Raw genomic sequence first — 22,328 nt, 5'->3', positions numbered from 1 at the left:
AAAAGTGTCATGTGACACAAATGGGTGATGGTAAGGAGTTTATAGTGAAAAAGTGGTTATGTGCCGCAGGCCTCGGTTTAGCAATGGCTGCTTCTGCAGGCGTTCAGGCAGCTGACAAAATTGCTGTTGTTAACGTTTCTAGCATTTTCCAACAGCTGCCAGCTCGTGAAACCGTAGCCAAGCAATTGGAAAGCGAATTCAAAGGCCGTGCAAGCGAACTCCAGAACATGGAACGCGATCTGCAAACCAAAATGCAGAAACTGCAGCGTGATGGTTCTACCATGAAAGCCAGCGATCGCACCAAGATGGAAAAAGACGTGATGGCTCAGCGTGAGCAGTTCTCTCAGAAAGCGCAGGCTTTCGAGCAGGACAATCGTCGTCGCCAGATGGAAGAGCGTAACAAGATCCTGAGCCGTATTCAGGATGCTGTGAAAGCTGTTGCCAGCAAAGAAGGCTATGACGTCGTGATCGACGCCAACGCAGTGGCTTACGCAGGAACTTCTAAAGATATTACTGCAGACGTGCTGAAACAGGTTAAATAACGCCATGCCTTCAATTCGACTGGCTGATTTAGCGCAGCAGTTGGATGCACAATTGCACGGTGATGGCGATCTCGTCATCACCGGCATTGCTTCTATGCATTCCGCACAGCCTGGCCAAATCACGTTTTTGTCAAACAGCCGCTACCAAGAGCAGTTGTCTTCCTGCCAGGCGAGTGCCGTGGTACTCACCGAAGCAGACCTACCACACTGCCGTAGCGCAGCGCTGGTGGTGAAAAACCCTTACCTGACCTATGCGCGTATGGCGCAGTTGATGGACACCACGCCAGCACCCGCAGCAGATATCGCGCCAAGCGCGGTGATCTCTCCGCAGGCCAAGCTGGGACAGAACGTTGCTATTGGGGCGAACGCGGTTATCGAATCCGGTGTTGAACTGGGTGATAACGTGGTCATCGGCCCGGGTTGCTTTATCGGCAAGCAGGCACGCATCGGCGCAGGTACGCGTCTGTGGGCCAACGTGACGATTTATCATGAAGTGGAAATCGGCCAGCACTGCCTGATCCAATCGGGAACGGTGATTGGTGCGGACGGTTTCGGCTACGCCAACGAGCGTGGCAACTGGATCAAGATCCCGCAGCTTGGCACGGTGATTATTGGCGATCGCGTTGAGATTGGGGCCTGTACCACCATCGATCGCGGCGCGTTGGATAACACCCAGATTGGGAATGGTGTTATCATAGATAACCAGTGTCAGATTGCACACAACGTGGTGATTGGCGAGAATACCGCCGTCGCGGGCGGTGTGATCATGGCGGGTAGCCTGAAAATCGGGCGCTATTGCCAAATTGGCGGCGCCAGTGTGATCAATGGTCACATGGAGATTGCTGACCAGGTAGTTGTCACCGGGATGGGAATGGTTATGCGACCAATCACCGAACCTGGGGTATACTCCTCTGGCATTCCGTTACAACCCAACAAAGTTTGGCGTAAAACCGCGGCGTTGGTGATGAATATCGATGAGATTAGCAAGCGCTTGAAAGCTGTCGAACGAAAAGTCGGAAAAGACTAATCACCACGGCCCGGGATGCTGGGTATAAAACGAAACGCGTTGGCAATGATGCCAAAAGCGCAAAGAGTTGTTAATTTGCGGCCTGCCTGATGATCTCCTTTTTGGGGTCAACGCAGGCCGTGTTGTTGATGCCATCAGTTTTTAGAGACAGGAAGAGTATTTTGACTACTGACACTCATACTCTAGATATTGCAGAAATTCTGGAACTGCTTCCTCACCGTTATCCATTCTTGCTGGTTGACCGTGTATTGGATTTCGAAGAGCATAAATATCTGCGTGCAGTGAAGAACGTATCCGTTAATGAGCCGTTTTTCCAGGGGCATTTCCCTGGTAAACCGATTTTTCCAGGCGTGCTGATTTTGGAAGCTATGGCTCAGGCCACGGGTATCCTGGCATTTAAGAGCGTGGGTAAACTGGAACCGGGCGAGCTGTACTATTTCGCCGGTATTGACGAGGCTCGCTTCAAGCGCCCTGTGGTGCCTGGCGATCAGATGATTATGGAAGTCACTTTCGAAAAAACCCGTCGTGGTTTAACCCGCTTTAAAGGCGTGGCGACCGTCGACGGAAAAATTGTCTGCGAAGCAACCATGATGTGTGCCCGCAGCCGGGAGGCATAATCCGTGATTGATAAAACCGCCTTTATCCATCCAAGTGCGATCGTTGAAGAAGGCGCCGTCATCGGCGCTGGTGCGCATATAGGTCCCTTCTGCTACGTCGGCTCCCAGGTGGAAATCGGCGCGGGTACGGTCCTCAAATCGCATGTGGTGGTGAACGGTATCACCAAGATTGGCCGCGATAACGAGATCTATCAGTTTGCCTCTATCGGTGAAGTGAATCAGGATCTGAAATACGCTGGTGAACCGACTCGGGTTGAAGTCGGCGATCGTAACCGCATTCGTGAGAGCGTCACCATTCATCGCGGTACTGCGCAGGGAACGGGCCTGACCAAAGTCGGTAATGACAACCTGCTGATGGTCAACGTGCACGTTGCTCATGACTGCGTGGTGGGTAATTCCTGCGTGTTGGCCAACAACGCCACGCTGGCTGGTCACGTGGAGATCGACGATTTCGCCATCATTGGCGGCATGACCGCGATCCACCAATTCTGTGTGATTGGTGCCCATGTGATGGTCGGTGGTTGCTCCGGTGTCGCTCAGGACGTACCGCCTTTTGTCATCGCGCAGGGTAACCACGCAACGCCATTTGGTATTAACGCCGTAGGCCTGAAACGCCGTGGTTTTGATAAGGATGAAATGCAGGCGATCCGCAACGCCTACAAAATCCTCTATCGCAGCGAGAAGACCTTCGACGAGGCTAAAGCAGAGATCGAAACCCTGGCGCAACAGCAGCCCGTGGTGCAGCAGTTCCTCGATTTCTTTGCGCGTTCTACCCGTGGGATTATTCGCTGAGTTATGCCAAATCGTCCATTGACTATCGGATTGGTCGCCGGGGAAACTTCCGGTGATATTCTGGGTGCCGGTTTAATTCGTGCGCTTAAGACGCACTATCCAAGCGCCCGCTTTGTCGGTGTCGCTGGCCCGCTGATGCAGGCCGAAGGGTGTGAAACCTGGTACGAAATGGAAGAGCTGGCGGTGATGGGCGTGGTAGAGGTGCTTGAGCGTCTGCCACGCCTGTTGAAGATCCGCAAGGATCTGACCCGCCGGTTCAGTGAGCTGAAGCCTGACGTGTTTGTCGGTATTGATGCGCCAGACTTCAACCTCACGCTGGAAGGCCGCCTGAAACAGCGCGGTATCCGCACTATTCACTATGTCAGCCCGTCCGTATGGGCCTGGCGTCAGAAACGCGTTTTCAAAATTGGTAAAGCGACCGACCTGGTGTTGGCGTTCCTCCCTTTCGAAAAAGCGTTTTACGATCGTTTCAACGTCCCTTGCCGCTTTATCGGTCATACCATGGCCGATGCGATGCCATTGCAGGCGGATAAGCTGGCCGCACGCGCTACGCTGGGCATTGCCCCGGGCGCTCGCTGTTTGGCATTGCTACCCGGCAGCCGTAATGCCGAAGTGGAAATGCTCAGTGGTGACTTCCTGCGTACCGCACAACTGCTACGCGAGCATTATCCCGATCTGGAAGTGGTGGTGCCTTTGGTCAATGCCAAGCGCCGTGAGCAGTTTGAGCGCATCAAGGCCGAGGTTGCGCCGGAGCTCAAGGTTCACCTGCTGGATGGCAAAGGGCGTGAGGCAATGGTGGCCAGCGATGCGGCACTGTTGGCTTCCGGCACCGCAGCGCTGGAATGCATGTTGGCAAAATGCCCGATGGTGGTGGGCTACCGCATGAAGCCATTTACCTTCTGGCTGGCGGAGCGGCTGGTGAAAACCCCGTATGTCTCATTGCCTAACCTGCTGGCGGGGCGTGAAATCGTCACCGAACTGCTGCAACACGATTGTGTACCGGATAAGCTGGCCGCGGCGTTATTGCCGCTGCTGGAAGACAGCCCGCAGACGGAGCTGTTAAAACAGACCTTCCTTGAACTGCATCAGAGCATTCGCTGTGGTGCCGATGAACAGGCCGCTCAGGCTGTATTGGAGCTGGCGAAAGCATGATGGAACCCTTTGTTTACCCTGCCGCCCGGCTGTTTGCCGGTGTGGATGAAGTGGGGCGCGGGCCTTTGGTGGGCGCCGTTGTGACCGCTGCGGTGATCCTCGATCCTGCACGGCCGATTGTTGGCCTGGCGGATTCCAAAAAGCTCAGTGAGAAGCGCCGCCTGGCGTTATACGACGAGATCCTGGAAAAGGCGCTGTCCTGGAGCCTGGGGCGGGCTGAACCGGTCGAGATCGACCAACTGAATATCCTGCATGCCACCATGCTGGCGATGCAGCGTGCGGTGGCGGGTTTGCATATCGCACCGGACATGGTGTTGATTGACGGCAACCGTTGCCCCAAATTGCCGATGCGTTCGTTAGCGGTGGTGAAAGGGGATAGCCGGGTAGCGGAAATCAGTGCTGCATCGATTCTGGCGAAGGTGACCCGCGATCGCGAGATGACCGAGCTGGATGCGATTTTCCCGGATTACGGTTTTGCCCAACACAAGGGCTATCCGACTGCGTTCCATCTGGAAAAGCTGGCTGCTCTGGGTGCTACCGAGCATCATCGCCGCAGTTTTGCCCCGGTCAGACGAGTGCTGGAGTCTGGCTCGTTCGCATAGTTCACACGATGCTTAAAATTACGCCCCCTCTCCTTTTGGGAGAGGGTCGGGGTGAGGGGAAATGGCTACGGTGATCTTCCCCATACCCTAATGTAACCCTGGTCCAGCTTGCTGGACCCCAACACGTTGGTATCTGGATATGGCCGAACCTCGTTTTATTCATCTGCGCGTCCACAGTGACTACTCCATGATTGATGGATTGGCCAAGATCGGCCCGTTGGTGAAAAGAGCTGCCGCGTTAGCCATGCCAGCCTTGGCCGTCACTGACTTCACCAATATGTGTGGTCTGGTGAAGTTTTATGGCAGTGCGCACGGTGCCGGGATCAAACCGATCATCGGTGCGGATTTCCATGTGCAAAGCGAAGAGCTGGGCGATGAGCTGGCACAGCTTACCGTGCTGGCAGCCGATAACGTTGGCTATCAAAATCTCACCCTATTAATCTCCAGGGCGTATCAGCGCGGCTATGGCCCGGCCGGTCCGGTGATCGATCGCGACTGGCTGATAGAACACCGCAGCGGGTTGATCCTGCTTTCCGGTGCACGCATGGGCGACGTCGGCAAGTTTCTGCTGCGTGGCAACCAGGCCCTGGTCGATCAATGCCTGGAGTTTTACCAGCAGCATTTCCCGGACAGCTATTATCTCGAACTGATCCGCACTGGCCGTGCGGATGAAGAAAACTATCTGCACGCCGCCGTAGCCCTGGCAACCGAACGTGGGTTGCCGGTAGTCGCCACCAACGACGTCCGTTTCCTGGTGGAAGATGACTTTGATGCCCATGAGATCCGCGTAGCGATCCATGATGGCTTCACGCTCGACGATCCCAAACGCCCGAAAAACTACAGCCCGCAGCAGTACATGCGCAGCGAAGAGGAAATGTGCGAGCTGTTTGCCGACATCCCGGAAGCGTTGCTAAACAGTGTGGAAATTGCCAAGCGCTGTAATGTCACCATCCGTTTGGGCGAATATTTCCTGCCACAGTTCCCCACCGGCGATATGACCACCGAAGATTTCCTGGTGCTCAAGTCCAAAGAGGGGTTGGAAGAACGTCTGGAGTTCCTGTTCCCAGATCCGGAGGTCCGTGCCGAGCGCCGTCCTGAATACGATGAGCGTCTGGATCTGGAACTGAAAGTGATCAACCAGATGGGATTCCCGGGTTACTTCCTGATCGTCATGGAATTCATCCAGTGGTCGAAAGATAACGACGTGCCGGTAGGCCCGGGGCGTGGTTCCGGTGCCGGTTCGCTGGTGGCCTATGCGCTGAAAATCACCGATCTCGACCCGCTGGAGTTTGACCTGCTGTTCGAACGCTTCCTGAACCCGGAACGTGTCTCGATGCCCGACTTCGACGTCGACTTCTGCATGGAAAAACGCGACCTGGTCATTGAGCACGTGGCGGACATGTATGGCCGTGAGGCGGTATCGCAGATCATCACCTTCGGTACCATGGCGGCGAAAGCGGTGATCCGCGACGTGGGGCGCGTGCTGGGGCATCCTTATGGCTTCGTTGACCGTATCTCCAAGCTGGTGCCGCCCGATCCGGGCATGACGCTGGAAAAAGCCTTTGCCGCAGAGCCGCAGCTGCCAGAAATCTATGAGGCAGACGAAGAGGTCAAAGCGCTGATCGACATGGCGCGCAAGCTGGAAGGCGTGACGCGTAACGCCGGTAAGCACGCCGGGGGCGTGGTGATTGCGCCAACCAAGATCACCGACTTTGCCCCGCTTTATTGCGATGCCGAAGGTAACCACCCGGTCACCCAGTTTGACAAGAACGACGTGGAATACGCCGGGCTGGTGAAGTTCGACTTCCTCGGTCTGCGTACCCTGACCATCATCGACTGGGCGTTGGAGATGATTAACGCCCGTCGCGCCAAGACCGGGTTGGAACCGATAGATATCGCGGCCATTCCGCTCGATGACAAGAAAAGCTTCGACATGTTGCAACGCTCGGAAACCACTGCGGTATTCCAGCTTGAATCGCGCGGCATGAAGGATTTGATCAAACGTCTGAAGCCTGACTGCTTCGAAGACATGATCGCACTGGTAGCGCTGTTCCGCCCCGGCCCGTTGCAGTCCGGCATGGTAGATAACTTTATCGACCGTAAGCACGGGCGCGAAGAGATCTCCTATCCTGATATCCAGTGGCAGCATGAATCGTTGAAACCGGTGCTGGAGCCGACGTATGGCATCATCCTGTACCAAGAACAGGTAATGCAGATCGCTCAGGTATTAGCTGGCTATACGCTGGGCGGTGCAGACATGCTGCGTCGCGCCATGGGTAAAAAGAACCCGGTCGAGATGGCCAAGCAGCGCGGCGGTTTTGAAGATGGTGCGAAATCGCGCGGCATTGACGGCGAACTGTCGGTTAAAATCTTCGATCTGGTAGAGAAGTTCGCGGGTTACGGCTTTAACAAATCGCACTCCGCTGCCTATGCGTTGGTGTCTTACCAGACGCTGTGGCTGAAGGCCCACTATCCGGCCGAATTTATGGCCGCGGTTATGACCGCCGATATGGATAACACCGATAAGGTGGTGGGGCTGGTGGATGAGTGCTGGCGCATGGGCCTGAAAATCCTGCCGCCGGACATCAACAGCGGGCAGTATCACTTCCACGTTAATGATGAGGGCGAGATCGTCTATGGCATCGGCGCCATCAAGGGCGTGGGGGAAGGGCCGATCGAAGCAATTATCGAAGCGCGTAATTCCGGCGAGCAGGGGTATTTCAAAGATCTGTTCGACCTGTGCGCCCGCTCCGATATTAAAAAGCTCAACCGCCGTATCCTGGAAAAGCTGATCATGTCTGGGGCGTTCGATCGCCTGGGGCCACACCGCGCCGCGTTGATGAACTCCCTGGGGGATGCGCTTAAAGCGGCCGATCAGCACGCCAAAGCCGAAGCCATCGGCCAGGCGGATATGTTTGGCGTGCTGGCGGAAGCGCCGGAACAGGTGGAGCAATCCTACGCCAACGTTCCCCCTTGGCAGGAACAGGTGGTGCTGGATGGTGAACGGGAAACGCTGGGGCTGTATCTTACCGGCCACCCGATCACTCAGTACCTCAAAGAAATCGAGCGCTATGCCGGTGGCCAGCGCCTGAAAGATATGCATCCGACGGATCGCGGCAAGATGACTACTGCCGTCGGGTTGGTGATTGCTTCCAAGATCATGATGACCAAACGCGGCAACCGCATCGGCATTTGTACGCTGGATGACCGTTCAGGGCGTCTGGACATCATGTTATTCACCGATGCCTTGGAAAAATACCAGCATTTGTTGGAAAAAGACCGTATCCTGATCGCGACTGGACAGGTCAGCTTTGATGACTTTAACGGCGGGCTTAAAATGACCGCTCGTGAATTAATGGACATCAGTGAAGCACGTGAAAAATACGCTCGCGGGCTTGCTATCTCGCTGACGGACAGGCAAATTGATGACCAGCTTTTGAACCGTCTCCGTCAGTCTTTGGAACCCCATCGCTCGGGGACGATTCCAGTGCATCTCTACTATCAACGGGAAGATGCACGGGCAAGATTGCGCTTTGGTGCAACTTGGCGCGTGACGCCGACCGACCGCTTGTTGATAGATTTGCGGACCTTGGTAGGTAATGAGCAGGTGGAACTGGAATTTGACTAAAATAGGAATGCTATGAGTCTGAATTTTCTTGATTTTGAACAGCCGATTGCAGAGCTGGAAGCGAAAATTGACTCGCTGACCGCAGTCAGCCGTCAAGACGAAAAATTAGATATTAATCTGGACGAAGAGGTTCAGCGCCTGCGTGAGAAGAGCGTTGAGCTGACGCGCAAGATTTTTTCCGATCTTGGGGCCTGGCAGATTGCCCAATTGGCACGCCACCCGCGCCGTCCTTATACCCTGGATTATATCAAACACATCTTTACCGACTTTGAAGAGCTGGCAGGCGATCGCGCCTATGCCGATGACAAAGCCATTGTCGGTGGTATTGCGCGCCTCGATGGCCGCCCGGTGATGATCATTGGTCATCAGAAAGGGCGTGAAACCAAAGAGAAAATCCGCCGCAACTTCGGTATGCCAGCACCGGAAGGCTATCGCAAAGCGCTGCGCTTGATGGAAATGGCCTCCCGCTTCAAGATGCCGCTGATCACCTTCATCGATACCCCAGGTGCTTATCCTGGCGTGGGTGCGGAAGAGCGTGGCCAGTCTGAGGCGATCGCCCGCAACCTGCGTGAAATGTCTCGCCTGAATATCCCGGTGATCTGCACCGTGATCGGCGAAGGCGGCTCCGGCGGAGCATTGGCGATCGGCGTGGGCGATAAAGTGAATATGCTGCAGTACAGCACCTATTCGGTGATCTCGCCGGAGGGCTGTGCCTCGATCCTGTGGAAAAGTGCCGATAAGGCACCGATTGCCGCAGAAGCGATGGGCATCACTGCACCGCGTCTGAAAGAGCTGAAGCTGATCGATTCTGTGATCCCAGAGCCTTTGGGCTCCGCTCACCGCGACGTACCGGCAATGGCGGCTTCGCTGAAAGCCCAACTGTTGGCGGACTTGGCGGATCTGGATGGCCTGAACAACGAAGAGTTGCTCAACCGTCGCTATCAACGGCTGATGAACTACGGTTACTGCTGAGTTTGTTCGCCTGATGACTAACCGCCTTTCGGGGCGGTTTTTTTATGCGCGTAAGACAGCCCCGGCTTTTTATGTTGTTATAAGCTATTGGTAGTTAACTGAAGGATAGCTGCGATGAATATCATTGCGATCATGAGCCCGATGGGCGTGTATTACAAAGACGAGCCTATCCGCGAACTGCACGTGGCGCTGGCCTCAATGGGTTTCCAACTGGTGTTCCCGAAGAACAGCGGTGACCTGCTCAAGCTGATCGAACACAATGCGCGTATCTGTGGGGTGATCTTCGACTGGGATGAATACAGCCTGGAGCTGTGCAGCGAAATCAATGAGCTGAATGAATACCTGCCGCTGTATGCGTTTATCAACACTCACTCCACCTTTGACGTCCACCTGCACGAAATGCGTATGGTGCTCTATTTCTTCGAGTATGGTCTGAACGCTGCCGACGATATCGCCCAGCGCATTCGCCAGTATACCGATGAATATATGGATACCATCACTCCTCCGCTGACCAAGGCGCTGTTCACCTATGTGAAGGAGGGGAAATATACCTTCTGTACGCCGGGCCATATGGCGGGCACCGCGTTCCAGAAAAGCCCGGTGGGCTGCCTGTTCTACGATTTCTTTGGTGCCAACACCCTGAAGGCGGATATTTCCATCTCGGTGACGGAGCTCGGCTCGCTGCTGGATCACACTGGCCCGCATCTGGAGGCGGAGGAGTACATTGCCCGCACGTTCAACGCGGAGCAAAGCTATCTGGTGACCAACGGCACCTCTACCGCCAACAAGATTGTCGGCATGTATTCGGCACCTGCCGGAAGTACGGTACTGATTGACCGTAACTGCCATAAGTCGCTGTGTCACCTGCTGATGATGTGTGACATCGTGCCGATTTATCTGCGCCCGTTGCGAAATGCGTACGGTATTTTAGGCGGCATTCCCCAGCGCGAATTTACCCGCGACAGCATTGCCAAGCGGGTGGAAGACACAGCCAACGCCAGCTGGCCGGTGCATGCGGTGATCACCAACTCCACCTATGATGGCCTGCTGTATAACACCGATTACATCAAGCAAACGCTGGACGTGGCGTCGATCCACTTCGATTCGGCCTGGGTGCCTTACACCAATTTCCACCCGATTTATGACGGCAAAAGCGGCATGAGTGGCGATCGCATCCCAGGCAAGGTGATCTATGAAACTCAATCGACCCACAAGCTGCTGGCGGCGTTCTCTCAGGCTTCGATGATCCACATTAAAGGGGATTATGATGAGAACACCTTTAACGAAGCTTACATGATGCACACCACCACTTCGCCGCATTATGGCATTGTGGCTTCAATGGAAACCGCTGCGGCGATGCTACGTGGCAATCCAGGGCGGCGCATGATTAACCGTTCGGTGGAGCGAGCCCTGCATTTTCGTCGTGAAGTGCAACGCCTGCGCGCTGAGAGTGATACCTGGTTCTTCGATATCTGGCAGCCGGAAGAGATTGACGAAGCACAGTGCTGGCCGCTGAATCCGGACGATAACTGGCATGGCTTTGGCCAGACCGACAGCGATCATATGTATCTGGATCCGATCAAGGTCACCATTTTGACGCCGGGGATGAACGAACTGGGTGAGCTGGAGGAAAGTGGGATCCCTGCCGCGCTGGTAGCGAAATACCTGGATGAGCGTGGGATCGTGGTGGAGAAAACCGGCCCGTACAACTTGCTGTTCCTGTTTAGCATTGGTATCGACAAGACCAAGGCGATGAGCCTGCTGCGCAGCCTGACGGATTTCAAACGAGCTTACGATCTTAACCTGCGGGTGAAGAACATGCTGCCGGATCTGTATGCTGAAGATCCGGACTTCTACCGCCATATGCGCATTCAGGATCTGGCCGCCGGGATCCACCAACTGATCCGCCAGCACGATTTACCGGGCCTGATGTTGCGTGCGTTTGACGTATTGCCAGAAATGAAGCTGACGCCTTATGAGATGTTCCAGCAGCAGGTACGCGGCAATGTGGAAACCTGCGAGATCGATCAGTTGATCGGCAAGGTGGCGGCGAACATGATCCTGCCTTATCCGCCGGGCGTACCGGTCGTGATGCCGGGGGAGATGATCACCGAAGAGAGCCGCGCGGTGCTCGATTTCCTGCTGATGCTGTGCTCGATCGGTGAACACTATCCAGGTTTTGAAACCGATATCCACGGCGCTAAACTGACCGAGGATGGGCGCTATCTGGTGAAGGTGCTGAAAACCAGTTAGGTAATAATGGCCCCTCACCCTAGCCCTCTCCCACAGGGAGAGGGGACCGATCGTGCCACATCCTGACTTTGGTATCTGGCTGCGACTCAGGGATCGGAGGGGAAATAAAACGGGCTACAGATCAACTCTTCAACCTGATTACGGCTCTGAATCAGCTCCCTCTCCCTGTGGGAGAGGGTTGGGGTGAGGGGTCACTAAATAACTTACGGAGTCCATCCATGTTGGCATTACGACAGGTTCACCATATTGCGGTGATTGGTTCTGATTACGCCGCCAGTAAGCACTTTTACTGCGATATCCTGGGGTTCACCCTGTTAGCGGAATATTACCGTGAAGAACGTGACTCCTGGAAAGCCGATCTGGCGCTGAATGGCCAATACGTCATTGAACTGTTTTCTTTCCCATCTCCTCCTGCCAGGCCGAGCCGCCCGGAAGCCTGTGGCCTGCGTCATCTGGCATTCAGCGTAGAGGACATCGAGGCATCGATAGCACATTTACAGGCGGCAGGGGTCGTTTGCGAGCCGGTTCGGGTCGATCCCTATACCCAATCCCGCTTTACCTTTTTCAGCGATCCTGACGGATTACCGCTCGAATTATATGAACTATGAATGCTTAATCTGCTGAGAACGGCCCAAGTTATGGGTCGTTATGCTATCATCGCGCCCTTGCCCTCAGTGTCCACAGAGTTATTTCCGCCATGCAAGAGCCTGTTTTCCGCGTCGGGGAGTGGCTGATCACCCCGGCCGACAACCGCATAAGCCGTGATGGGCGTCAACGGACGCTGGAACCGCGCCTGATCGATATGTTGCAGTACTTTGCTCAGCACCCGGACGTGGTGCTCAGCCGCGACGAGCTGATTGATAACATCTGGAAGCGTAATATCGTCACCAACCATGTGGTGACCCAGTGTATTTCCGAACTGCGCAAATATCTGAAAGACGGTGATCCAGACAGCCCTGAATACATCATCACCGTTCCCAAACGCGGTTATAAACTGACGGCGCCGGTCATGTGGTGTGAAGAGGGGGAGGACGCGCCGCCGTTGCTACCCCAAGTGGCCGTGGTAATGCATGAGCCGGAAGATGGCAGCGAGGAAGAGGCTCCCGCCTATATACCACCTCGCCCGGCCACCAAGCCAAAGACCCTGTTACCTAGTGCGGCAGGTCGTTTTTATCAACGCTCACCCTTTTGGGTGTGGCTGGCTTTCCTGGCGGCGCTGTCTGCCTGCGTCGCCTTTGTTGGCATTGCGACCCTGTCTCAGCGCATACCGGTGTCCACTATGCCGGTGTTGCTCAACCCGCGTGATATCGATATTCGTATCCAGGGGGGTAACAGCTGCAGCAACTGGACGCCACAGCTCTCTTACGTAGTTGGCGTGAGTGAGCTGGTTACCGACGCGCTGAATACCTATTCCACGTTCCTGGTACACGATCAGACTAACTACAACTTTGCCGGGCCGAGCAGCTCTGGCAAGTCGCTGTATATCGAGTTCGTTAACCAACGCCATTACCGTGCCCAGCAATGCTTCCTGTCGGTGCGGCTGGTGGATAATGCCGACAGCTCGATCATGCTGGATAAGCGCTACTTTATTACCACCGATAATCAGCTAAAAATTCAGCAGGATTTCCTTGCCAGCCTGTCGGCGGCGCTGAAACAGCCTTGGCCGCAGCAACTGGCGCAGCGTTTGGCGCAGCTGCTGCCGCAAAATGGCCCGGCGCTGCAGCGTTTCTATCAGGCACATCAGTTGCTGGTACAGGGAGATGCGGACTCACTGACCCGCGCCAGCAGCCAATTGGAGGCAATAATCAAAGCCTCGCCGGACTTTGAGTATGCCGTTGCCGAAAAAGTGCTGGTGGATTTGTTGCGTAACTCCTACCAACCCCTTGATGCGGCCGAACTCGCACAGCTACGAACGGATATTACCCGGCTGGGGACGTTACCAGCATTGGTAAATTCACCCATCTTGCAGCAGATAGTTACCGTCGATGCCTTGTCGCAGGGAAAAACCGATGAGGCTTATCGCGCCATTAATAAAGCTATCGATCTACAGATGTCATGGTTGAACTATGTGTTACTAGGCAAAGTCTACGAAATGCAGGGCCATAACCATCAGGCTGCGGACTCTTATATTACCGCTTTTAACCTGCGCCCCGGTGAAAATACGCTACATTGGATCCGCAATGGCGTATTCCAGACCTCGGTCGCTGCCGTGGTTCCTTATCTGGACAATTACGACACCCAAAAATAGCCCCATTACCGACCCGTGGCATAAATATAGCGACACCAAAAGCTTGATACCGGTGGGAGTCATACAGGTTAGCCGACCGTTGAGCGCAGGGATGCGCGATTGCGAGCCCCCAGGGACGGGTTTACGGCGTGTCGGCGTTCTGTATGGCTCCCTCCGGTTACATCACTGATTACAGCTATTTTATAAATTTATATTATTGTTTTTAAATAATATTTATCTTTTCTTTAGCTCATCCTGCCATCTTGATGTTTTCACCAAAAACCTCCGGTTATCATTTGTCGCACCCTGAGCGTAATTTCACCTTATCTTTAGGACTTTATTTTGGCCGATCGTTAGCATCCTGATTATCAAGTCTGTTCATTAATCTCGCCTCTTAATGCTCAGCACTTACCAGCATCGATAATCAGGAGAAACTGACCATGGCTTCATCCAAGAAAATAGGGCTTATTGCCTGCACCGGCGTCGTCGCCGGTAATATGATGGGGAGCGGGATTGCCTTATTACCGGCAAACCTGGCAAGTCTGGGATCTATCGCCATCTGGGGATGGGTGATTTCTATCATCGGCGCGATGTCATTGGCTTATGTTTACGCCCGCCTGGCGACCAAAAACCCGCAGCAGGGTGGGCCAATTGCCTATGCGGGGGAAATCTCCCCGGCGTTCGGTTTCCAGACTGGCGTACTTTACTACCATGCCAACTGGATCGGTAACCTGGCAATCGGCATTACCGCCGTTTCTTATCTCTCTACTTTCTTCCCCGCGTTGAATAATCCGGTACCGGCCGGGATTGCCTGTATCGCCATCGTCTGGATATTCACCTTTGTCAATCTGCTGGGGGGCACCTGGGTCAGCCGCTTGACCACGCTGGGCCTAGTACTGGTCTTGATCCCGGTAGTGGTCACCGCCGTGGCCGGTTGGCACTGGTTTGATGTTGCCACCTATCAAGCCAACTGGAATACCTCGGGTACCACCGACAGCCATGCCGTGGTGAAAAGTATCCTGCTCTGCCTGTGGGCGTTTATCGGCGTTGAATCCGCCGCCGTCAGCACCGGGATGGTAAAAAACCCTAAACGTACCGTACCACTGGCTACCATGCTGGGTACCGGCCTGGCTGGGATTATCTACATTGCCGCCACTCAGGTGATGAGCGGGATGTTCCCAGCGGCGCAAATGGCCGCCAGCGGTGCGCCATTCGCCATCAGCGCTTCCGCCATTATGGGTAACTGGGCCGCTCCGATGGTATCCGCCTTCACCGCCTTTGCCTGCCTGACCTCGTTGGGTTCCTGGATGATGCTGGTAGGCCAGGCCGGGGTGCGTGCGGCCAACGACGGCAACTTCCCGAAAGTGTATGGCGAACTGGATAAAAACGGCATTCCGAAGAAGGGCCTGCTGTTGGCAAGCTGCAAAATGACCGCGCTGATGGTGTTGATCACCGTGATGAACTCCAGTGGTGGCAAGGCTTCCGACCTGTTCGGCGAACTGACCGGTATCGCGGTGCTGCTGACCATGCTGCCTTACTTCTACTCCTGCGTTGACCTGATCCGCTTTGAAGGCGTCAACGTGCGTAACCTGCTGAGCCTGGTGGCGTCGGTACTGGGCTGTGGATTCTGCTTTATCGCCCTGATGGGCGCCAACTCCTTCGAGCTGTCCGGCACCTTTATCGTCAGCCTGATCATCCTGATGTTCTATGCCCGCAAAATGAATACCCGCCAGGTTGCCAAAGCAGCCGCAGCGGTCAACGACAGCACCACGGCCAAAGCGCACTGAGATTGCGTGCTCTGACCCACTGAATTTACCCAGCCCCTTTCTTTCCGACCTGTCAGCCGCGACGGGAAGGGGCCCGCTTTGCCTGGAGAAATGATTATGAACGTTATTGCCATCATGAATCACATGGGTGTCTACTTCAAAGAAGAGCCGATCCGCGAACTGCATCAGGCGCTGGAAAGCCTGGACTTCCGCATCGTCTACCCTAATGACCGTGAAGATTTATTAAAGCTGATCGAAAACAATGCCCGCCTGTGCGGCGTGATTTTCGATTGGGACAAATACAACCTTGAGCTGTGCGAAGAGATCAGCCAGCTCAATGAATACATGCCGCTGTATGCCTTTGCCAATACCTATTCGACGCTTGATGTCAGCCTCAACGATCTGCGCATGCAGGTGCGCTTCTTCGAATACGCGCTGGGCGCGGCAAAAGATATCGCCGCCAAGATCAAACAGAACACCGACGAGTATATCGATGCCATCCTGCCACCGCTGACCAAGGCGCTGTTCAAATACGTGCGTGAAGGCAAATATACCTTCTGTACTCCAGGCCATATGGGCGGCACCGCCTTCCAGAAAAGCCCGGTAGGCAGCCTGTTCTATGACTTCTTTGGCCCGAATACCATGAAGTCTGACATCTCCATTTCGGTTTCCGAACTGGGTTCGCTGTTGGATCACTCCGGCCCGCACAAAGAGGCCGAAGAGTATATTTCCCGCGTGTTCAATGCCGAACGCAGCTACATGGTGACCAACGGCACCTCTACCGCCAACAAGATTGTTGGTATGTATGCCGCTCCGGCAGGCAGCACCGTGCTGATCGACCGTAACTGCCACAAATCATTGACCCATCTGATGATGATGAGTGACATCACGCCGATCTACTTCCGGCCAACCCGCAATGCCTACGGAATTCTCGGCGGTATCCCGCAGAGCGAATTCAGCCGCGCCACTATCGCCAAGCGGGTGAAAGAAACGCCGAACGCCAGCTGGCCAGCGCACGCGGTGATCACCAATTCCACCTACGACGGCCTGCTCTACAACACCGATTTCATCAAACAGACTCTGGACGTTAAATCGATCCACTTTGATTCCGCCTGGGTGCCTTACACCAACTTCCATCCGATCTACAAAGGCAAATGCGGCATGAGCGGGGGCCGGGTTGAAGGCAAGGTGATCTATGAAACCCAGTCGACCCACAAACTGCTGGCGGCGTTCTCGCAGGCTTCGATGATCCACGTTAAAGGGGACATCAACGAAGAGACCTTTAACGAAGCCTATATGATGCACACCACTACCTCGCCTCATTACGGCATCGTGGCGTCCACCGAAACCGCCGCTGCGATGATGAAGGGCAACGCCGGTAAGCGCATGATTAACGGTTCCATCGAGCGTGCCATCAAGTTCCGCAAGGAAATCAAACGGCTGAAAGTGGAGTCCGAAGGCTGGTTCTTTGACGTCTGGCAGCCTGAGCATATCGATGAGCCAGAATGCTGGCCGCTGCGTTCCGACAGCGCCTGGCACGGCTTCAAAAACATCGATAACGAACACATGTATCTCGACCCGATCAAGGTGACCATCCTCACTCCAGGGATGAGCAAAGAAGGCGAGATGCAACCGTTCGGTATCCCAGCCAGCCTGGTAGCCAAATACCTGGATGAGCGCGGCATCATCGTGGAGAAAACCGGCCCGTACAACCTGCTGTTCCTGTTCAGCATTGGTATCGATAAAACCAAAGCGTTGAGCCTGCTGCGCGCGATGACCGATTTCAAACGCTCGTTCGATTTGAACCTGCGGGTGAAAAACATGCTGCCATCGCTGTATCAGGAAGCGCCTGAGTTCTATGAAAACATGCGCATCCAGGATCTGGCGCAGAACATCCATCGCCTGGTCGAGCATCACAACCTGCCGGACCTGATGTACCGTGCGTTTGAAGTGCTGCCAACCATGGTGATGAACCCTTACCACGCCTTCCAGAAAGAGCTGCACGGCGAAGTGGAGGAAGTCTATCTGGAGGATATGGTCGGCAAGGTCAATGCCAATATGATCCTGCCTTATCCTCCAGGCGTGCCGTTGGTGATGCCGGGGGAAATGCTGACCGAAGAAAGCCGCCCGGTGCTGGAGTTCCTGCAAATGCTGTGTGAAATCGGCGCGCATTATCCGGGCTTTGAGACCGATATTCACGGGGCGTACCGCCAGCCGGATGGCCGCTACACGGTGAAAGTGTTGAAAGCGGAATAATGGCATCACAGGGGAAAGCACAGACGCTTTCCCCTTGCTTATCCTGATGGGAGTACACCATGAAAACACCCTCACAGCCGCGCGCTATCTACTATGTCGTTGCAATCCAAATCTGGGAGTATTTTAGTTTTTACGGCATGCGCGCGTTACTGATCCTCTATCTGACCCACCAGTTAGGCTACTCCGATAGCCACGCCATCACCCTTTTCAGCGCTTATGCCTCTTTGGTTTATGTCACCCCCATTCTGGGCGGCCTGCTGGCCGATCGCCTGTTGGGTAACCGCGTCTCGGTGATTGCCGGGGCGGCCTTGATGACCGTGGGCCATATCGTATTGGGGCTGGGTTCGGTCTCTGCCAACTCTCTTTACCTGGCGCTGGGCATAATCATCTGCGGCTACGGCCTGTTTAAATCCAATATCAGCTGCCTGCTGGGAGAGCTGTATCAGGCGCAGGATCCACGGCGGGAAGGCGGGTTTTCTCTGCTGTACGCTGCGGGGAACGTTGGCTCTATCCTGGCTCCGATCGCCTGTGGGTTGGCCGCTGAACGTTATGGCTGGCACGTCGGTTTTGCGCTGGCGGGAATAGGAATGTTTGCCGGGCTGATGATCTTCCTGTCGGGAAGTAAACATTTTCGGCATACGCGCGGGGTGAATATCCCGCTGATACAGGCCACCACGCTACGCTTGCCGCATTGGTTCTGGCTGGTGGCTGGGGTGCTGTGTGCTCCGCTGTTTTTCGCGCTGTTGTTTATTCACAACTGGGCCGGCTATCTGCTTGGCGTAGTGTGCGCCGTTGCGGTGGTGATCGTCATGCGTATCCTCTGGCGGGTGAGCGGTGAACAACGGCGGGCGTTATGGCAAATCATCATCTTGATGCTGCTGGGGACGCTGTTTTGGGCCTTTGCCCAACAGGGCGGCAGTTCGATCAGCCTGTTTATCGATCACTTTGTTGACCGGCAATGGTTCTCCTGGTCGGTACCTACTGCGCTGTTCCAGTCGGTAAACGCCTTTGCGGTCATGCTGGGCGGCGTACTGCTGGCCTGGCTGATGCGTAGCAGCCAGGGAAACGCTCAGACGGTGCGCATTTGGTGCAAGTTTGCCTTTGGCCTGCTGTTGATTGCGGTGGGCTTTATGCTGATGGCGCTAAATGCGCGCTGGGGGGAACTGCATGGCCAGGCCTCGATGGGGATGATGGTGGCCGGGCTGGCGGTGATGGGATTTGCCGAACTGTTTATCGATCCGGTGGCGATGGCCCAAATCACCCGGTTGGATATTCCTGGCGTCACCGGCGTGTTGACCGGTATTTATATGCTGGCGACCGGCTCGGTGGCTAATTATCTCGCGGGCCTGATTGCCAATCAGACCACCGAAAGCCAACTGGGTAATGCGATGATCGAAGCTTATGGCAAGGTTTTCACCCAGATAGGCTGGGGAGCCGCAGGCTGCGCCGCCTTGGTGCTGGCGGCTCTGGGGCTGTGGTGGGGAATGACCCGGCGCAATGATAGCGCGGTTAATGCTTGATTGATGGCGGTGGGCTGGTTAACGTGCAGCTATGTAGATGTCACTAAGCTCAATTGATGAAGACCCACCACCTCCTGACACAGATTGCCGACCATCTAGGGGCTGAGCGCCAACTACTGCTGGCGTTCAGCGGCGGCCTGGATTCCAGCGTGCTATTGCATATGCTGATGCTGTTGCGCCAGCAGCAACCGGACATTGCCCTGCGCGCGGTGCATGTCCACCATGGCCTGAGCCGTTTTGCCGATGATTGGGTGGCACATTGCCAGCAGCAATGCGAACGCTGGCAGGTACCGCTGGTGATAAAACATGTTCAGCTAGAGGGGCGGCCTGGAGGTATCGAGGCCGCGGCCCGTTCGGCCCGCTACGCTGCTTTCGCAGAAACGTTGGCCGTAGACGAGGCTTTGCTGACGGCGCAGCATCTCGACGATCAATGTGAAACCTTCTTGCTGGCCTTAAAACGGGGCAGCGGCCCTGCGGGGTTGTCTGCCATGGCGGCACAAACCCGTTTGGGTAACAATCCCTTATTGCGCCCGCTGTTGGGAATATCTCGTCAGCAGTTGGAAGCCTACGCACACCAGCATCAACTGCAGTGGATCGAGGATGACAGCAATCAGGATCCCCGCTTCGATCGCAACTTCTTACGTCTGAACGTTCTGCCGATAGTGAATCAACGTTGGCCGCATTTTGCTGCCGCCACCGCCCGCAGCGCTGAATTATGTGCCGAGCAGGAGCAACTGCTTGATGAGCTGCTGGCCGAGCAATTGACCCAACTGCTGGATGGCGAAAACTCGCTCGCTATCGCCGAATTGGCTACCTGTTCTGCGGCCAGGCGCTATGCTTTGCTACGGCGCTGGATTGGGCTGTTTGGCGTCACCATGCCTGCGCGAGATAGCTTGCATCGGCTATGGCAGGAAGTGGCGTTAAGCCGGGAAGATGCCGAACCACAGTTGCAACTCGGGAACTACCAGATCCGCCGTTTTCGCCAGCGCTTGTATCTGCTACCGCTGATGTCTGATCTGAGCGGCGCACAATTGCCCTGGCCTAATGAGGCCCCACTGGCGTTACCAGACGGACTGGGTACTCTGTACGTGGGCGAAGGTGAATGCCAGGTACGTGCCCCTTTAGAGCATGAGTCGGTCAGCGTGCGTTTTACCGCCAAGGGCAGGGCGCGGATAGTTGGCCGTGCCGGTTCACGCCCGATCAAAAAACTGTGGCAAGAGTTGGCTATTCCACCGTGGCAGCGTGAACGTATCCCGTTGCTCTACTATGATGAGCAGTTAATCGCTGCCGTGGGCGTATTTATTACTGAGGAAGGGCAAGCGTCTGCGGGGCAACCGGTCTGGCGGCTTGGCTGGAAAAAAAATAATAACAATCTGTTGTGAGGAGTGGGCAATGAAATTGGTGAGCGTAATGATAGTGATGGCCAGCGTGTTGAGTTTTTCCGCCATGGCGGCGGGCGATGCGGCGGCAGGGAAGAATAAATCGGCCAGCTGCATGGCTTGCCACGGCGCGGAAGGCAAGGTTTCGGTACCTATGTACCCGAACCTGGCCGGGCAGAATCAAATGTATCTGGAGCACTCTTTGCAGGCTTACAAGAAAGGGGAGCGCTCTGGCGGGCAGGCGGAAGTAATGAAGGCCTATGTCTCGGGGTTGTCGGATGAGGATATTGCCGACCTGGCGGCCTATTACGCCAGCCTGAAGCCTTAAATGACGAGGGCAGCCCTTGGGCTGCCCTGTGGAGATGGCGTTACCGCTATATCAGTCTGACAGGCTGACAACCACGGTACCGATTTCCGGATGACTGAAACTGAGGATGTGATCCAGACGCAAGCTGAGAGCGCTACCGGCCTGATCGACAATCAGGTACTCAACGCCCTTGGTAAATTTCAACTCGGTGGCAATGCCTTCGAACTTCTCTCCGTCGCGTAACTCTAGCTTCAGAATGTAGTTATGCTGACAGGCGAGTTCCAGGCTTTCATAGTCATCGCAATTGATGGATTGGTACTCATCATTCATCAACATGGTCGCTCACCAATAAGTTAGCGGCGGCAAATGCCGCCTGTTCCCTAACGGAGGACGGTAGCTCGCTATTCGCGGCAACCTCGTCCAATGCCTTTAACACACATGCTAGTGCATCCGGCACGTAGCCTAGATCTCCACTGCCGATCTGAGCGTAAAAACGTCGTACTAACTCACAGTATTGTTGCACAATGGCCTCCCTTTAGGATCTCTGCATTATTGCCACGCAGGCTGCAATAAGGCACAGACACTCGGGGTTAAATCCTATCTAAAGGACTATAGCACAGGTGTTAGTGAGTTATTAGTTCCTCTTTTTGGGCATTAGTCCACTCCTGACGTTCCCCGTGCTGGCTGCGGGCTGCCCTGATCAAGTACAATGTGGCCTGTTAATAAAGAGGTTACCCATGGCGCTGAAAGCAACAATTTACAAAGCCACGCTCAATATCGCTGATATGGACCGTCACTTTTACTTTGATACCACACTCACCCTGGCCCAGCATCCTTCAGAAACCGAACAGCGCATGATGCTGCGCCTGCTGGCCTGGATCTGCCATGCCGATGAACGCCTGGTGTTTACCAAAGGCCTGAGTGCGGAAGACGAGCCGGAAATCTGGCGGCGCAACGACCATAACGGGCTGGAGATGTGGATAGAGCTGGGGCTGCCGGACGAGAAACGCATCAAGAAAGCCTGCAATCAGTCACCTCGGGTGGTGCTTTACGCCTATGGCGATCGCGCCGGGCATGTCTGGTGGCAGTCTATGCAGAGCAAAGTTGCCAACCACAAGAACTTGAGCATTCGCTTTCTCGATGATGAACAACTGTCCCGCTTGACCGCGTTAGCCAGCCGCAATATGACGCTACAGGCCACGCTGCAGGAAGGCACTATCTGGCTGTCAGACCTTCAGAATAGTCTGGAAATTCAATTTGCCGAATGGCAGCAGGCGCAGGTATAACC

19 protein-coding genes are annotated in these 22,328 nt (G+C 55.1%); 17 read left to right on the top strand and 2 right to left on the bottom strand.

Features of this window, described 5'->3' with window-relative positions:
* Positions 1-44: 44 nt before the first annotated feature.
* The 16 genes from skp (at position 45) to KGP21_RS22195 (ending at position 21,061) form a co-directional block, all read left to right on the top strand.
* Positions 45-542, top strand: a complete 498-nt coding sequence (gene skp / locus KGP21_RS22270) for a molecular chaperone Skp (protein WP_021179917.1) — start codon at positions 45-47, stop codon at positions 540-542.
* Positions 543-546: 4 nt separating this feature from the next.
* The gene (gene lpxD, locus KGP21_RS22265; protein ID WP_021806107.1) at positions 547-1,569 is read left to right on the top strand and encodes a UDP-3-O-(3-hydroxymyristoyl)glucosamine N-acyltransferase; all 1,023 of its coding nucleotides are present in this window, start codon (positions 547-549) and stop codon (positions 1,567-1,569) included.
* A gap of 161 nt (positions 1,570-1,730) precedes the next feature.
* Positions 1,731-2,186: a 3-hydroxyacyl-ACP dehydratase FabZ gene (gene fabZ / locus KGP21_RS22260; protein WP_021179919.1), complete on the top strand. Its 456-nt coding sequence runs from the start codon at positions 1,731-1,733 to the stop codon at positions 2,184-2,186.
* 3 nt (positions 2,187-2,189) lie between these two features.
* Positions 2,190-2,978 (top strand): acyl-ACP--UDP-N-acetylglucosamine O-acyltransferase, encoded by a 789-nt coding sequence (gene lpxA / locus KGP21_RS22255; RefSeq protein ID WP_021179920.1) that lies wholly within the window; start codon positions 2,190-2,192, stop codon positions 2,976-2,978.
* Between the two features lie 3 nt (positions 2,979-2,981).
* A complete protein-coding gene (gene lpxB / locus KGP21_RS22250; RefSeq protein ID WP_059201635.1) occupies positions 2,982-4,130 on the top strand; it encodes a lipid-A-disaccharide synthase in 1,149 nt (382 codons plus the stop codon).
* Complete coding sequence (gene rnhB, locus KGP21_RS22245) at positions 4,127-4,732, top strand: ribonuclease HII (protein ID WP_021806105.1); 606 nt, start codon at positions 4,127-4,129, stop codon at positions 4,730-4,732. The genes lpxB and rnhB overlap by 4 nt, the downstream gene beginning before the upstream one ends.
* A 139-nt stretch (positions 4,733-4,871) precedes the next feature.
* Positions 4,872-8,360 (top strand): DNA polymerase III subunit alpha, encoded by a 3,489-nt coding sequence (gene dnaE / locus KGP21_RS22240; protein WP_071682796.1) that lies wholly within the window; start codon positions 4,872-4,874, stop codon positions 8,358-8,360.
* A gap of 12 nt (positions 8,361-8,372) precedes the next feature.
* A complete protein-coding gene (accA, locus tag KGP21_RS22235) occupies positions 8,373-9,332 on the top strand; it encodes an acetyl-CoA carboxylase carboxyl transferase subunit alpha (RefSeq protein WP_021806103.1) in 960 nt (319 codons plus the stop codon).
* A gap of 114 nt (positions 9,333-9,446) precedes the next feature.
* Positions 9,447-11,585, top strand: a complete 2,139-nt coding sequence (locus KGP21_RS22230) for a lysine decarboxylase LdcC (RefSeq protein ID WP_209528780.1) — start codon at positions 9,447-9,449, stop codon at positions 11,583-11,585.
* A 218-nt stretch (positions 11,586-11,803) separates the two neighbouring features.
* The gene (locus KGP21_RS22225; protein ID WP_098929928.1) at positions 11,804-12,193 is read left to right on the top strand and encodes a VOC family protein; all 390 of its coding nucleotides are present in this window, start codon (positions 11,804-11,806) and stop codon (positions 12,191-12,193) included.
* A gap of 89 nt (positions 12,194-12,282) precedes the next feature.
* The gene (gene cadC / locus KGP21_RS22220; protein ID WP_223536344.1) at positions 12,283-13,833 is read left to right on the top strand and encodes a lysine decarboxylation/transport transcriptional activator CadC; all 1,551 of its coding nucleotides are present in this window, start codon (positions 12,283-12,285) and stop codon (positions 13,831-13,833) included.
* Positions 13,834-14,252: 419 nt separating this feature from the next.
* Entirely contained in the window at positions 14,253-15,599 is a 1,347-nt protein-coding gene (gene cadB, locus KGP21_RS22215; protein ID WP_021806100.1) for a cadaverine/lysine antiporter, read from the top strand.
* A 96-nt stretch (positions 15,600-15,695) separates the two neighbouring features.
* The gene (gene cadA, locus KGP21_RS22210; RefSeq protein WP_021806099.1) at positions 15,696-17,834 is read left to right on the top strand and encodes a lysine decarboxylase CadA; all 2,139 of its coding nucleotides are present in this window, start codon (positions 15,696-15,698) and stop codon (positions 17,832-17,834) included.
* 59 nt (positions 17,835-17,893) lie between these two features.
* Positions 17,894-19,354, top strand: a complete 1,461-nt coding sequence (dtpD, locus tag KGP21_RS22205) for a dipeptide permease DtpD (RefSeq protein ID WP_218518973.1) — start codon at positions 17,894-17,896, stop codon at positions 19,352-19,354.
* Between the two features lie 56 nt (positions 19,355-19,410).
* Positions 19,411-20,736 (top strand): tRNA lysidine(34) synthetase TilS, encoded by a 1,326-nt coding sequence (tilS, locus tag KGP21_RS22200; RefSeq protein WP_223536342.1) that lies wholly within the window; start codon positions 19,411-19,413, stop codon positions 20,734-20,736.
* 10 nt (positions 20,737-20,746) lie between these two features.
* Positions 20,747-21,061: a cytochrome c gene (locus tag KGP21_RS22195; protein ID WP_223536339.1), complete on the top strand. Its 315-nt coding sequence runs from the start codon at positions 20,747-20,749 to the stop codon at positions 21,059-21,061.
* A 51-nt stretch (positions 21,062-21,112) separates the two neighbouring features.
* Here the strand turns inward: KGP21_RS22195 and rof are convergent, their stop codons facing one another.
* Positions 21,113-21,370 carry a Rho-binding antiterminator gene (rof, locus tag KGP21_RS22190; RefSeq protein WP_223499701.1) on the bottom strand — a complete coding sequence of 86 codons (258 nt, stop codon included), beginning with the start codon at positions 21,368-21,370 and terminating at the stop codon, positions 21,113-21,115.
* Positions 21,363-21,563, bottom strand: a complete 201-nt coding sequence (locus tag KGP21_RS22185; protein WP_024529521.1) for a YaeP family protein — start codon at positions 21,561-21,563, stop codon at positions 21,363-21,365. Before KGP21_RS22185 ends, rof begins: the two co-directional genes overlap by 8 nt.
* A gap of 214 nt (positions 21,564-21,777) precedes the next feature.
* Here KGP21_RS22185 and KGP21_RS22180 point away from each other — a divergent pair, with 214 nt between their 5' ends.
* Positions 21,778-22,326 carry a YaeQ family protein gene (locus KGP21_RS22180; RefSeq protein ID WP_021806096.1) on the top strand — a complete coding sequence of 183 codons (549 nt, stop codon included), beginning with the start codon at positions 21,778-21,780 and terminating at the stop codon, positions 22,324-22,326.
* Positions 22,327-22,328: the final 2 nt, after the last annotated feature.

The sequence above is a fragment of the Serratia sp. JSRIV004 genome (assembly GCF_019968705.1).
Classification (GTDB): Bacteria; Pseudomonadota; Gammaproteobacteria; order Enterobacterales; family Enterobacteriaceae; genus Chania; species Chania fonticola_B.
Note: the sequence above shows the minus strand (reverse complement) of the source record. Positions and strands in the feature narration are given on the sequence as shown.